Raw genomic sequence first — 14,045 nt, 5'->3', positions numbered from 1 at the left:
GCATCGCGGCCGCCGGCGTTGCGGATGGCGGTGATGAGCAGGCGTTTCGCATGAGATCATATGAGAACAAGAGCCCGGCGGATCAAACGGCCGGCCTCCGCTCCAACACTACGCGCGACCGAGGGCCGCCTTGGTGTATCGAAATCGGGCTGAGGCCTTTCGGGAAACGCTGACCTTGTGGGCATCAGCCGTGCAAGGAGCGAGAGATGTATCTAACTGGAATATCGGCCTGCTACCAGCTCCAGGCGCTAAAAGCACAACATCCGGCGAACGGCAGCGGGATGACCGACGCGCTGATAAGTGCAGCCAAGGCTGATCCACGGCTTGTGCGTGTCTGTAACTTGTTCACCGCTACCAGCCGCTCCGTCTATCTTGATATCGATCGCCGCAAGAGGCCGGCGATAGGCTTGACGATCAGTCGCATTTTCGGCGCGCTGCAAGCGACGCTTGGCTGCGTCCATGGCAAGAAGTTCAATCTCGACTGCCGCACCTGGCGGGTCAATGTTCGGGGCAACGCGTTCGATCCCAGCGCGTTTGCCAATGAGCGAATACGCGAGCTGGTGAAGGCGCGTTTCAAGGCAGCCGGACGGCCTGACCCATGTGTCGATGACCCGAAATCTAAACGATGACGACGAGCCGAAAACGCTGGCTGACCGCCCTCCTCGTGCTGGTTCTTGCAGCAGGCGGTTATTTCGCCTGGCAGAAACTCGGCGGAGGCAATCTCCCACCGGGAATTGCCAGTGGCAACGGCCGCATCGAGGCGACTGAAATCGATATTGCGAGCAAGACGGCGGGACGCATTCAGGACATCCTGGTCAGGGAGGGTGATTTCGTCACTGCAGGACAAATCCTGGCGCGCATGGATACGGCGCAGTTGAACGCTCAACTCCGTCAGGCCAAGGCGCAGCTGCGCCGCGCCAGCATCGGCATCGATACGGCCAAGAGCGTGGTGACCCAGCGAGAGGCCGAGAAGAAATCCGCCGTTGCCGTGATCACGCAGCGCAATGCCGAACTGGATACCGCGGAGCGGAAATTCCAGCGTTCGTCTCAGTTGATAAGGACAAACGCGGTTTCGCAACAGACGTTCGATGACGATCGGGCGGCTGCCGAGGGTGCGACGGCCGCAGTGGCTGCGGCAGAGGCGCAGCTTGCGGCGTCGGAGGCGGCCATCAGCTCTGCCCAGGCACAGGTGGTCGATGCACAGGCGGCGGTCGATGCGGCGAAGGCCACCATCGAGAGCATCGAAGCCGACATTAACGACAGCACTTTGAGGGCGCCGCGCGACGGGCGTGTGCAATTCCGCGTGGCACAGCCGGGGGAGGTGCTCGCCGCCGGCGGACGCGTGCTCAACATGGTTGATCTCGGCGACGTCTACATGACTTTCTTCCTGCCGACAGCTCAGGCGGGGCGCGTTGCGATCGGTGCGGACGTCCGCATCATCCTGGATGCCGCGCCGCAATGGGTCATTCCCGCCAAAGCGAGCTTCGTCGCCAACGTTGCGCAATTCACGCCGAAGACGGTGGAAACGGAAGACGAACGTCAGAAGCTCATGTTCCGCATCAGGGCACATATCTCGCCGGATTTGCTGCAGAGATACATCGAACAGGTCAAAACCGGCCTTCCCGGCCGGGCTTTCGTGCGGATCGACTCGAATGCCGAGTGGCCGGCGTTTCTGACCGAGAAGCTGGTCAAATGAAACGAGCGCCGACCGCAGATGGCTCTCACCGTCCTGCGCCCGTGGTGCACCTGGAAGCGGTGGGGCTGTCGTACGGCAAGACGCGCGCGCTGGATGCCATCACGCTCGATATCCCAGGCGAACGCATGGTCGGGCTGATCGGACCTGATGGCGTCGGCAAGTCCAGCCTGCTGTCCCTCATCGCCGGCGCCCGTGCGGTTCAGGAAGGGCGGGTCCATGTGCTCGGCGGCGATATGGCCGACGCCGCGCACCGCAGGCTGACCTGTCCGCAGATCGCCTATATGCCGCAAGGACTCGGCAAGAATCTCTATCCGACATTGTCCGTCTTCGAGAATGCCGATTTCTTTGGCCGTCTGTTCGGCCAGGGCAGGCACGAGCGCGAACAGCGCATCGATCAACTTCTGCAGGGCACGGGGCTTGCGCCGTTCGCCGGTCGACCGGCCGGCAAGCTCTCGGGGGGCATGAAGCAGAAGCTCAGCCTTTGCTGCGCGCTGATCCATGATCCCGACCTGCTGATCCTGGACGAGCCGACGACCGGTGTCGACCCGCTCTCGCGCCGCCAATTCTGGGAACTGATCGACGTGATCCGCGGCAGCCATCCCGGCATGAGTGTCATCGTCGCTACCGCCTATATGGAGGAAGCAGCTCGCTTCGACTGGCTGGTCGCAATGGACGAAGGTCGCGTGCTCGCGACGGGCACGCCCTCGGACTTGCTGCGGCAGACGGGTATGACCAACCTCGATGCCGCTTTTATCGGCCTGCTTCCGGAGGAGCAGCGCCGGGGCCACAGGGAGGTGGTGATCCCGCCTCGCCCAGGCGGACGCGCCGATGACGTGGCCATCGAAGCCGAGCAACTCACCGTAAGGTTCGGCGATTTTACCGCGGTCGACAATGTGAGTTTCCGCATTTCCCGCGGCGAGATCTTCGGCTTTCTCGGCTCCAACGGTTGCGGCAAGACCACGACCATGAAGGTGCTGACCGGGCTGTTGCCCGCCAGCGAAGGCACCGCAAGATTGTTTGGTCACGAGGTCGATCCCAAGGACATGGATGTGCGGCGCCGCGTCGGCTACATGTCGCAGGCCTTCTCGCTCTATTCCGAGTTGACAATCCGGCAGAACCTTGACCTGCATGCGCGCCTGTTTCGGCTCGCCCCCGACACGATCGAAGGTCGGGTCCAGGAGATGGCGCAGCGGTTCGACCTCGCAGATTCCATGCATATGCTGCCCGATGCACTGCCGCTTGGCGTCCGCCAGCGCCTTTCGCTGGCGGTAGCGATGATCCATGCGCCCGACATCTTGATCCTCGACGAGCCCACGTCCGGCGTCGATCCGGTGGCACGCGACGGCTTCTGGCAGAGCCTGTCCGACCTCTCCCGCAAGGACAATGTCACGATCTTCGTGTCGACACATTTCATGAACGAGGCCGAGCGCTGCGACCGTATCTCGCTCATGCACGCGGGCAAGGTGCTTGTGAGCGATGTACCGGAGAGACTTGCCGAACAGCGCGGCGACGGTAGCCTCGAAGAAGCCTTCGTCGCCTATCTGCAAGATGCCATCGGCGCGACGGATACCAAGCCACCGAGCGCCGCACCGGCGGCACCAATCGAGGTTGAGCCGCACGGCAACGAAGGCGCGGCACACGGCCGGCTCATGCGCTTCTTCGACCTGCGGCGCATGTTCGCCTATACCCATCGGGAAGCGCTCGAGCTGCGACGCGATCCGATCCGGGCCACGCTGGCCATTCTCGGCAGCCTCATCATGATGTTTGTGCTGGGCTACGGCCTCAATATGGATGTCGAGAATCTTTCGTTCGCCGTCATGGATCACGACGACACGACGATAAGCCGCGACTACATCCTGCAGATATCCGGATCGCGCTATTTCACGGAACTGCCCCCGATTACCAATTATGACGATCTCGATCGCCGCATGCGCAGCGGCGAACTCAGTCTCGCGCTAGAGATTCCGCCGGGGTTCGCGCGCGATGCGGCACACGGTCGCAACGTTCGGATCGGCGCGTGGATCGATGGTGCGATGCCCTCGCGCGCGGAAACCGTGAGGAGTTACGTGCAGGCGATGCACGCAACCTGGCTGGCGCAGCGTGCCCGGCAGCTCTACGGCAATGCCGCGACCACAGGCGATTTCCAGCTCGAGGTCCGTTTCCGCTACAACCCGGATCTGAAGAGCATCGTAGCCATGGCTCCCGCCGTCATCCCGGTGCTCCTGCTGATCATACCGGCGATATTGGCGACGCTGAGCGTCGTGCGGGAGAAGGAATTGGGATCGATCATCAATTTCTACGTGACGCCCGTGACACGGCTGGAGTTTCTGGTCGGCAAGCAGATTCCGTATGCGGCGCTCGCCATGCTGAATTTCTTCCTGTTGACCGCCTTCGCCGTATTCGTCTTCCGCGTCCCGTTCACCGGCAGCTTCTTCGCCTTTACAGCCGCTGCGCTCCTCTATGTCATTATTACCACCGCGATGGGACTCGTGATCTCGGCGTTCATAAGCAGTCAGATCGCCGCGATCTTCGCGACCGCGCTCCTGACCATGATCCCGGCCACCCAATATTCGGGGCTGGTCGATCCGGTGTCGTCCCTTCAGGGAGCCGGTGCCTTCATTGGACGAATCTACCCGACCGCTCATTTCGTCACGATCACGCGCGGCACCTTCTCGAAGGGGCTCGACTTCGGCGACCTGACGGGACCCTTTGTTGCGCTGCTCGTGACCGTCCCGGTGCTACTTGGTCTCGGCGTGGCGCTATTGAGGAAACAGGCGAGATAGCCATGCGTACCGCCAACATCCTTCAGCTCGGCATCAAGGAATTGTGGGGCCTTTTGCGCAATCCGATGATGCTGATCCTGATCGTCTATGCCTTCACGGTCTCGATATATACGGCGTCCAGCGCACAGCCAGAGACCTTGAATCGGGCCGCGCTCGCTATCGTCGACGAGGACAAGTCGCCAGCCTCGACGCGCATCATCACCGCGTTCAATCCGCCATATTTCACGATACCGCGCCTGATTTCGCAGTCGGAGGTGAACCCCCGCATGGATGCGGGACTCGACACCTTCGCGCTCAACATTCCGCCGAATTTTCAACGCGACCTGCTGGCCAGGAGATCGCCGGCCATCCAGCTAAACGTGGATGCGACCCGCATGTCGCAGGCCTTCACCGGGAGCGGCTATATCCAGACGATCGTGGGCGACGAGGTCAGCGAATTTCTCGCTCGCTATCGCTCAGCGGCCCCTCCCCCCATCGACCTGGCGCTGCGGGCACGCTTCAACCCCGAGCTCAACAAGGGTTGGTTCGGCGCGATCAACAACGTGATCTCCTCCGTCACGATGCTGTCGATCATTCTGACCGGAGCCGCGCTCATTCGCGAGCGGGAGTATGGCACCATCGAACACCTGCTCGTGATGCCGGTGACGCCATTCGAGATCATGGCGAGCAAGATCTGGTCGATGGGTCTTGTGGTTTTGCTGGCCGCCAGCGTGTCGCTGGTGTTCATCGTGCAGGGACTGTTGTCGGTCCCGATTGGAGGCTCGGTCCCGTTGTTCCTGTTCGGTACGGCACTCTATCTCTTCGCCACGACCAGCATGGGCATTTTCCTGGCCACGGTTGGTGGAACCATGCCGCAGTTCGGCCTTCTGCTGATGCTCGTCCTGATGCCGCTGCAGATGCTGTCGGGGGCCACGACGCCACGGGAGAGCATGCCCGAGATCATCCAGAACATCATGCTCGCGGCGCCGAACACCCACTTCGTCATTCTTGCGCAAGCCGTGCTGTTCCGTGGCGCCGGGCTGGCCGTCGTCTGGCCGCAGATCGGCGCGCTACTGGTGATAGGCGCGATTCTGTTCTTTTTCTCTCTTCGACGCTTCCGAGATTTCTTGAGATAACGGGAGCAATGGCGGCCACGCACGAACGGCCGATCCCGTTCGTGCCATGGACAAGTCCGGGTCTGGCCGCGATCGGCGATCGACGCCGCCGTCGCATCGTTGGCCTGCATCAAGGTCGTAACCGTCGAAGCGCCTGCGCTGGCGTGATCTGATGTCTCACCAACAGACGTTTACTGGGACAACGCGCCAACCCCAGCCGGTCCAGACCTGACGCCATTGTGTGCACCCACCGCCCCACCCCCAGCCCGGTCCCCAGCCCCAGCCCGGTCCCCAAGCGGCGGCGCTGGCAAGACCCAAACCCAGGCCTATGCCCGCGGCCGCGAACGCCGGACCACGCCAACCCCAGCCACCGCCGCGCCAGCCTCCGCCCCAGCCGCCACCCCGCCAACCGCCCCCGGCGAACCCGCCGTGGAAGCCGCCGCCACGAAAACCACCACCGCCGAACCCGCCCCGCGCAGAGGCGTCGGCGGAAACAAGCGTAGTACCCAGAGTTGCGACGACCAATGCAATCAGCATTTTCCTGAGCATGAAGACCTCCGTTCGTTGAAGAGATAATTGATGAAGAAGAGATAATTGATGAAGGACCCGTCATGGTCCCTCCGATTGCCGGACAGGATCATCGTTGGAACATCATTCTGTGCGGTGCGAGCCGCATTGTCTTCGGGATTATTCCCCATCTTTGCTAAGGTGATCGCCCTAAGGCGCCGTCGAAATGGTGAGGCAGGCGCTCGATGCGTCCCATCTATCGCCCTTGACCGGCATCGCCATCGCGGAAGAGTCCTCGCGCAGGGCAAGCATCCGAATTCATACAGTGAGACAGGCCATGGTGAAACCGTTCCCGTCGAAGACCCACATCGGCAATCACATGCTGCATCCCGAAACGCTGATGCTCGGCTACGGCTATGATCCGCAACTATCGGAAGGAGCCATCAAGCCACCGGTCTTCCTGACATCGACCTTCGTCTTCAGGTCCGCCGAAGACGGTCAGGACTTTTTCGATTTCGTCTCGGGCCGGCGAGAGCCTCCGGAAGGGATGGGTGCGGGCCTGGTTTATTCGCGGTTCAATCACCCCAACAGCGAGATCGTCGAGGACCGGCTCTCTGTGTACGAGCGCGCCGAGAGTTGTGCGCTGTTCTCATCCGGCATGTCGGCGATCGCGACGACGATCCTCGCGTTCGTACGGCCCGGCGACGTCATTTTGCACTCTCAACCGCTTTATGGCGGAACAGAAACTCTGCTTGCGAACACGCTTGCGGGCCTCTCCATCGGCGCCGTGGGCTTTACCGACGGCATCGACGAAACCGCGGTCCGCCTGGCGGCGGAGGATGCCGTGCGCAAAGGGCGGGTCGCGATGATCTTCATTGAAACGCCGGCCAATCCAACCAACGGCCTCGTCGATATCGCAATGATCCGCCGCGTCGCCGATATGATCGGGCGGTCCCAGGGACACGCTCCGATCGTCGCGTGCGACAACACGCTGCTTGGGCCGGTATTTCAGCGACCAATTGAACACGGCGCGGATATTTCGTTGTACTCGCTGACCAAATATGTGGGCGGTCATTCAGACCTGATCGCGGGTGCTGTGCTCGGTTCAAAAACGATCATCAAGACCATCAAGGCGTTGCGAGGCGCCATTGGCACCCAACTGGACCCCCACTCCTGCTGGATGATCAGCCGGTCGCTCGAGACTCTGGGACTGCGCATGGAAAAAGCCGACACAAATGCGCGGATCGTCGCAGATTACCTGCGCGACCATGTCAAAGTCGCCAAAGTGCATTATCTTGGCCATCACGAAGACACCTCCCCGGCGGGACGTCTGTTCGCGAGGCAATGTACTGCCGCGGGCTCAACGTTCTCGTTCGACATCGTTGGCGGACAGGCGGCCGCATTCAAATTCCTGAACGCGCTGCAAATCTTCAAGCTCGCAGTGAGCCTGGGCGGCACCGAGTCGCTTGCGAGCCTGCCGGCAAGCATGACGCACTCCGGCGTTCCCGCAGACATTCGCCAGAAGATAGGCGTCCTCGACTCAACGATCCGGCTATCGATCGGGATAGAACATCCGTCCGATTTGATCGCGGATATCGCGCAGGCCTTGAACGAGGCATAATTGGACCCGTGCGTCAGCCGAGTTGGAGGAGCCGACCGATGCTACGGCACTTGGTGCTTGCGTATTAGCCGCTGTCGCGCAAGACCAGCTCGAAGCCAAGATCGACTTTCCGCTCTCCGCCGCGTTCAAGTGTGAGCGTTGCCGCCGTTCGGCCGATCGCATCTCCATGGACGCTGATCGTGCTTAGCGCCGGCGAGAACAGCCGGCCCATTTCAAGGTCACCAAGACCGATGACCGCAACCGGCTGCTGCGACGCCGGACCGTCGCACAACAGGCCGGCCTTCCGCAAGCCCGCCATAAAGCCGATGGCATGGGCATCGTTGGCGGCGAACACCGCGTCGACATCGGGCAGACGCGCATGAGCCGCCACGCTGCCCGAGGCGTTGCGATCCAGGATCAAGCGGCGCGGCTCTGGCAGACCGCTGGCCACGATCTCGTCCCAGAATCCGAGCCAGCGCCGCGTCGCGCGCGGATCGTCGCCGCCGATGAAGGCGAGCTGCTTGCGCCCCTGCGCGATCAGGTGCTTTGCGACGGCAACGCCGGCCTTGTAATTGTCGAAGCCGGCAACGGCGTCGATCGGAGCTGCCGGCAGATCCCACGTCTCGACGATCGGAATACGCGCGTGGCGCAACAGGCGATTGCCTTCCTCCGTCGCGGGGGAGCCGACCATGATGATTGCCTCCGGCCGCCGCGACAGCAGCGCCGCCAGCATGCGGTCCTCGCGCGCGGCGTCGTAGCGCGACTGCGCAAGGATCACGGAGAAGCCAAGCGGCTCGAGCTTGTCGGAGAGTCCCTGCACCGTGTCGGCGAAGATGGAGTTGGCGATTGTGGGCACCAGCACCCCGACCGAATTGGTCCTCGAACTCGCGAGGGCGCCCGCAACCAGGTTCGGGACATAGCCGAGCTCCCGCATCGCCTCCTCGACGCGAGCGCGGGTTTCGGGCGCCACCAAATCCGGCACCCGCAGCACGCGGCTGACCGTGATCGAAGAGACGCCGGCTCGCTTGCCGACCGCTGAAAGCGTTGGAGGGACGGGCGCAGTGCTTGTCTCAGTCTTGGGCACTTCGGAACTCATGGCGCGAAAGCTTGCACGATTCCAGCTTGCTTATCCGCTATGTTAGCGCTAACATACGCAATGTTAGCGCTAACATTAACACAATTGCTAATGCTAAGGGAGAAGCTGCATGATTTCGGACGACTTGGTTCAGGCCTATAGGCGCGATGGGGTGATCGTCGTCCCCGACGTGCTTGACAGGGACACGCTCGAAAGGGTGCGTGCCGTTCTCGCCGAACTGGTCGCCGGCGCGGCCGAAGTCACCGAGCACACCGACGTCTACGACCTCGAGCCCAGCCACACGCCGGAGAACCCGCGGGTCCGCCGCATCAAGGCGCCGCATAAGGTGCATCCGATTTTCGATGAGATCGTCCGCAGCCCGGTCGTGATCTCGATCCTCACCAAGCTGATCGGCCCCGGGCTGCGCCTGCATGGCTCGAAGCTGAACATGAAATCCGCGCAATATGGCTCGCCGGTCGAGTGGCATCAGGACTGGGCTTTCTATCCACACACCAATGACGATGTGCTCGCGATCGGCGTGCTGCTCGACGATTGCGATCTTGAGAATGGCCCGATGCTGGTGACGCCGGGTACCCACACCCGCGAGGTGTGGAACCATCATGGCGACGACGGCTGCTTCGCGGGCTTGATCGATCCCGATCTGATCCAGGACGAGATCAAGCGCGCGGTGCCCTGCATGGGTAAGGCGGGCAGCATGTCATTCCACCACGTGCGGGCGCTCCATGGCTCCGCAACGAACACGTCGAACAGGCCGCGCAATCTCCTGTTTTACGAAGTCGCCGCCAGCGACGCCTGGCCGCTGATGGGCGTGAAGGATTTTGCCGAATTCGACAGCCGCCTGCTCGCAGGGCCTTCAGTGATCACTCCGCGGCTCGCCAACGTGCCGGTGCGGATGCCTCTTCCTCCGGCGAAGCGACAAGGCTCAATTTACGAGACCCAGTCGGCGGCGAAGAAGTCCTACTTTACGCGTGCCGCGTAACCAAAACGACGATGCCCGCGGGTGACGCCGCGGGCATTACTGCTTTCAAGACAACATAACAAACAACATTCCGGGGAAACGAATGACCAAGATGGCAACCGGCGGAGCCGGTAAATCGCGCTTGCGTGTGATCCTTGCTGCGAGCATCGGATCAGCGCTCGAATGGTACGACTTCTTCCTCTACGGAACGGCCGCGGCGCTGGTGTTCGGCGATCTCTTCTTTCCGAAGAGCGATCCAGTTGTCGGCACTCTGCTATCGTTTCTCACTTTTGGCGTCGGCTTCGTGGTCCGGCCGCTCGGCGGTCTTCTGTTCGGGATCCTTGGCGATCGCTATGGCCGCAAGCCGGTGCTAGTCGCAACCCTTCTGATGATCGGCATTGGCACCACCGCGATCGGTTTGCTGCCGACTTACACACAGATCGGCGTCTGGGCGCCGATCCTGCTGGTCGCGATGCGCGTCATCCAGGGCATTGGCGCCGGCGCCGAATATGGCGGCGCGGTGATCTATCTCGTCGAGAATGCGCCGCCGAGGCACCGCGGCTTCTGGGGCGGCTTCGCGCCACTTGGCGTCTCGGTCGGCAATCTGCTCGCCGCCGGTGCTTTCGCCCTGGTGACGATGCTGCCGCGCCAAGACCTGATGGACTGGGGCTGGCGCCTGCCCTTCCTGGCGAGCTTCCTGTTGATTCTCGTCGGCATCTTCGTCCGCCTGCGCGTGAGCGAAACGCCGATCTATACCGAGGCCGTTGTCGCGCGCGGCAAGGTGGAGAGCAATCCGGCGATGGAGGCGCTGCGTCAGCACCCGCGCAACTTCCTGGTCGTGCTGGGCGCGCGCATGGCCGAGAATGGGCTCGGCTACTTCTTCCCTGTGTTCGGCCTGAGCTATGTCATCAGCACGGTGGGCGTGCCGAAATCGGATGCGCTGAGCGCATTGATGCTGGCATTCACGATCGAGCTGTTCGCCATTCTCGGTTTTGCCGCCTTGTCGGACCGGATCGGGCGAAGGCCGGTCTACATGTTCGGCGCGCTCGCGGGTCTCGCACTGGCGTTTCCGTTCTTCTGGATGGTCGGCACCAAGCAGTGGATCATGATAGCGCTCGCCTTCATCCTCGCCCGTGCCGTGGTGACGGCGGCGATGTTCGGGCCGCAGGCGGCCTACTTCGCCGAGCTGTTCCCGCCGCAGCGCCGCTTCGCCGGCTTCGCCTTTGCGCGCGAACTCGGCTCACTGCTTTCGGGCGGCCCCGCGCCGTTCGTGGCGACCGCGCTGGTGGCGGCCTACGGAGCGTGGTGGCCGGTCGCCTGCTACGCAATGTTCCTTGCCGCTTGCACGGTGGCAGCGATCTGGATCGGGCCGGAGACCTATCAGGAGAACATCGCCTCCGATTCCGCCGGTGACGAACTGCCCGCAGTCACGGCCGGGGCCAGTTCCGCGTCCTGCAGCTCGGCGATGTCTGGCCGTTCACACCGGTCTAACCGGACCCACAGGGAAGCCCCAAGTTTTTCGCGATTTCTGTAGGCGTGGCGCCAAGCCGACAACCGAGTGGGGATGAACAGTGCTGCGAGAGCCGCCTCCATCAGCCGCCGTGTTCGGCCGCGCGGCAGACTTCGAATTCGAGCTATGATGCCGTCCGGATCTAGCTGGGTGCGCCGGATATGGCTGTAGGAAATGTCGTGCGACAGGAATTCACCCCAGCTTAACGGCTCAAGTTCGGCTGATTGGGCCATCAAACCGTTGCGTCGGCAAACCGCCTCGAAGGCCTGTGGCGTCCACCGGCCGATATGATTGGGCGGAAGGTCCGGGACGGACCGGTTTGCTTCCTGGTATTCAATTCGAGCTTGGTTCGGCACGGCGCAAAATGCCGAACCACCCGCTTTCAGTAACGAGCGGATTCGACCGAACAACTCGTCGAGACCGTCAAGATGCTCGACGATCTGGAACAGAAAAATGAAATCGAAGGACGCGCGATAACCGTCCAAGGCCTTATCCCGGAGATCGACCGAAAGCGCCTGATATCCCTTACCTCTCAGGATCGGAATTGATTTTTCATTGTACTCAAGCGCTATCACGTCCTCTGCGCGAACGAGGCTGGGACAGATCAGATCGAGGAAGTATCCATTCCCGGCGCCCACCTCCAGCACCTTTGCCCCGGGTCTGTTCAGACGCTCGACCTCAGCTGCGGTACGCGCAAATTCCCATTTGGACCTGGGGTAAACTCCTGCGGCTCCGGTGAAGTTATAGAACTCTGCGTTTCCAGCCACGAAAGGCCAAGCAAATCCAAAGCCGCAATCCCTGCAGCTCATGATATGGCAGGTTTGCCCGCCCCACAGGGAGGTTACGCACGCAAAGATCCGTTCGTGGCTCTCGGCATCCGCGCGCTCTGGTGCGAAGAACTGAGCTGCTTCGCGAGCGGAGACTGTTCGCAACGATGCCAGCGACCGCGACTTGCACGCCGGGCATTCGGGTTCGTCGCGATCTGTCCCGAATGCATGCTGGCCGGTCAATGCCTCAGGCGACGAGCAAGTGATACCCTCAACCACTTTGGGCTCCAATAAAGAACCCGGTTGTTCACCAGATGGCCGGGTCTGATTCGACTATCGCCATACCGCCGCCGGCGAAAGCAGATACTTTCCCTTTAGTTAACATCTGGATTAACCAATCTCTGCCATATCGTCGTTGCCGCTGCTCTTTTCCTGCTAATCCGGTCCTATCGAATAGAGCCACAGCCGCTGCATTTCGTCCCGCCGGCTAGCGAAGAAGACAAGCACCGACGATGACCGCCGCCGCAAGACCCACAGACGTTATGGCAGTCGCTTCCCGCTGGGCCGTGTCCAGCGTCGCCGTTCAGTTCGCAAAGTCGTTGCTGCTGCTGGGATCACAGGTCGTCCTTGCTCGCCTGCTTGGCCCAGCCGACTTTGGCATTGTCGCCATGTGCGCGCCGATTTTCGGCCTGTGCTGCTTATTCAACGATCTCGGCCTTTCGCAAGCAGTGATACAGAGCCCATCCTTGAGCGTGGATGACAGCAACAACATTTTTTGGATCAATTTCGCGCTCGGCTGCGTCCTGGCCTTGGTGCTGCTGTTGCTTGCTCCGGCCCTTGCCAGCTTTTACAACGATCACAGGGTCGCCGAGGTGCTGGCTGCACTCTCACTGGTAATCGTTGTCAACAGCCTGTCTTTTCAACAAGTGGCATTGATGCACAGGCGCATGCAAACGGTTCCGATCCTGCTCATCGATATCGCGCCGGTTCTCGCAAACGCCATCGCCTCAATCTCTGCAGCGCAGCTGAATTTCGGTTATTGGGCGATCGTCATCGGACAAATGGTGCATGCCCTTACTGCCGGCTTGCTCGCTTGGACCTTGTCACCGTTTCGTCCGGCGCGGCCGCATGCGCTGGCCAAAGCGCTGCCCCTCATGAGGTTCGGCGCGCATCTTACGGGACTCTCAATCGCCTCGTTCGCGGCGACGAGTCTCAGTCCGCTCCTCATCGGCCGATTATTCGGAGCGCAGCAGGTCGGGCTGTTCGACAGGGGCTACAAGCTTGTCAGCATGTCATCCGTCCAGTTCCTCACTCCACTTTCCCGGATTGCGGAGACATCGTTGGCTCGGCTGTACGCCGACCTTAACCAGTACCGCCAGGCGCATCTTCAATTTTCGGAGGCACTCATTCTCTTTCTCACGCCCGGCCTCGTGTGCCTCGCGTTCATGTCCGATTACGCCGTCCAGGTGCTGTACGGCAGCGAGTGGATCGCCGCTTCGGACATCGTAAGATGGTTTTCGGTGGCGGGCTTGCTGGCTCCTGCGGGAACGGCGGCGTCGTGGTTGTTTGTAAGCCAGGGCCGCACGGACCAGATGCTTCGTTATGGTCTCGTTGGACAGGTCCTGTCGGTGCTGTCCCTTGTGCTCGGTTTGCTTTGGGGTCCGGTAGGGGTGGCGGTGTCGGCGGCGATCTTTTCGATCCCGATACATGGCTTGACCCTGTGGGGCGCAACTCGCCACGGACCGGTTTCATTGTCGCACTTTCTCAACATGCTGTTTCCTATTGGCCTCTCCATCATTGTGTCGGCGGCGCTCCTCTATGGAGCGTCGTACCAAGTTCACCGACTCGCGCTGCATCCGTTGATCGCGCTGACCATCGGCTTGCTGACGGCTTATTCGGGTGCTGGTCTCGCTTTATGCGCCACTCGGCCTGGCCGCAGAATAATCAGGAATGCTCAACGAGCAGCACAGATGATCAGGCCAGGCACATTGAGTGCGAGGCAATCAAGCCGCCATGCAACCGTGTAGGCGCAGT

The 14,045-nt window shown here is 61.7% G+C and carries 10 protein-coding genes and 1 pseudogene; 8 read left to right on the top strand and 3 right to left on the bottom strand.

Features of this window, described 5'->3' with window-relative positions:
- Positions 1-281 precede the first annotated feature (281 nt).
- From F758_RS0102035 to F758_RS0102020, 4 genes are read left to right on the top strand one after another with little or no spacing between them, the layout of a single operon-like run.
- Complete coding sequence (locus tag F758_RS0102035) at positions 282-629, top strand: efflux RND transporter permease subunit (protein ID WP_024506277.1); 348 nt, start codon at positions 282-284, stop codon at positions 627-629.
- A complete protein-coding gene (locus F758_RS0102030; RefSeq protein ID WP_024506276.1) occupies positions 626-1,696 on the top strand; it encodes an HlyD family secretion protein in 1,071 nt (356 codons plus the stop codon). The genes F758_RS0102035 and F758_RS0102030 overlap by 4 nt, the downstream gene beginning before the upstream one ends.
- Complete coding sequence (gene rbbA / locus F758_RS0102025; protein WP_035720430.1) at positions 1,693-4,479, top strand: ribosome-associated ATPase/putative transporter RbbA; 2,787 nt, start codon at positions 1,693-1,695, stop codon at positions 4,477-4,479. Before F758_RS0102030 ends, rbbA begins: the two co-directional genes overlap by 4 nt.
- A gap of 2 nt (positions 4,480-4,481) precedes the next feature.
- On the top strand, positions 4,482-5,594 hold the full coding sequence (locus tag F758_RS0102020) for an ABC transporter permease (protein ID WP_024506274.1): 1,113 nt from the start codon (positions 4,482-4,484) through the stop codon (positions 5,592-5,594).
- A 156-nt stretch (positions 5,595-5,750) separates the two neighbouring features.
- Here F758_RS0102020 and F758_RS47290 read toward each other — a convergent pair whose 3' ends face one another.
- Positions 5,751-6,122, bottom strand: a complete 372-nt coding sequence (locus F758_RS47290; protein WP_084305012.1) for a hypothetical protein — start codon at positions 6,120-6,122, stop codon at positions 5,751-5,753.
- 295 nt (positions 6,123-6,417) lie between these two features.
- Here F758_RS47290 and F758_RS0102010 point away from each other — a divergent pair, with 295 nt between their 5' ends.
- Positions 6,418-7,701, top strand: coding sequence for a cystathionine gamma-synthase family protein (locus tag F758_RS0102010; RefSeq protein WP_024506273.1), 1,284 nt, complete (start codon positions 6,418-6,420; stop codon positions 7,699-7,701).
- A 64-nt stretch (positions 7,702-7,765) separates the two neighbouring features.
- Here the strand turns inward: F758_RS0102010 and F758_RS0102005 are convergent, their stop codons facing one another.
- Positions 7,766-8,764: a LacI family DNA-binding transcriptional regulator gene (locus tag F758_RS0102005; protein WP_198026392.1), complete on the bottom strand. Its 999-nt coding sequence runs from the start codon at positions 8,762-8,764 to the stop codon at positions 7,766-7,768.
- Between the two features lie 121 nt (positions 8,765-8,885).
- Here F758_RS0102005 and F758_RS0102000 point away from each other — a divergent pair, with 121 nt between their 5' ends.
- A complete protein-coding gene (locus F758_RS0102000; RefSeq protein WP_024506271.1) occupies positions 8,886-9,755 on the top strand; it encodes a phytanoyl-CoA dioxygenase family protein in 870 nt (289 codons plus the stop codon).
- An 82-nt stretch (positions 9,756-9,837) separates the two neighbouring features.
- Positions 9,838-11,268 (top strand): MFS transporter, encoded by a 1,431-nt coding sequence (locus F758_RS0101995; RefSeq protein ID WP_024506270.1) that lies wholly within the window; start codon positions 9,838-9,840, stop codon positions 11,266-11,268.
- Between the two features lie 221 nt (positions 11,269-11,489).
- Here the strand turns inward: F758_RS0101995 and F758_RS51525 are convergent.
- Positions 11,490-12,053 (bottom strand): annotated as a pseudogene (locus F758_RS51525) (class I SAM-dependent methyltransferase); the annotation flags it as partial.
- Positions 12,054-12,523: 470 nt separating this feature from the next.
- Between F758_RS51525 and F758_RS0101985 the strand changes: the two are divergent.
- Positions 12,524-14,038 carry a lipopolysaccharide biosynthesis protein gene (locus tag F758_RS0101985; protein WP_035720428.1) on the top strand — a complete coding sequence of 505 codons (1,515 nt, stop codon included), beginning with the start codon at positions 12,524-12,526 and terminating at the stop codon, positions 14,036-14,038.
- Positions 14,039-14,045 lie beyond the last annotated feature (7 nt).

It is taken from the genome of Bradyrhizobium sp. ARR65, assembly GCF_000472385.1.
Lineage (GTDB): Bacteria > Pseudomonadota > Alphaproteobacteria > Rhizobiales > Xanthobacteraceae > Bradyrhizobium.
Note: the sequence above shows the minus strand (reverse complement) of the source record. Positions and strands in the feature narration are given on the sequence as shown.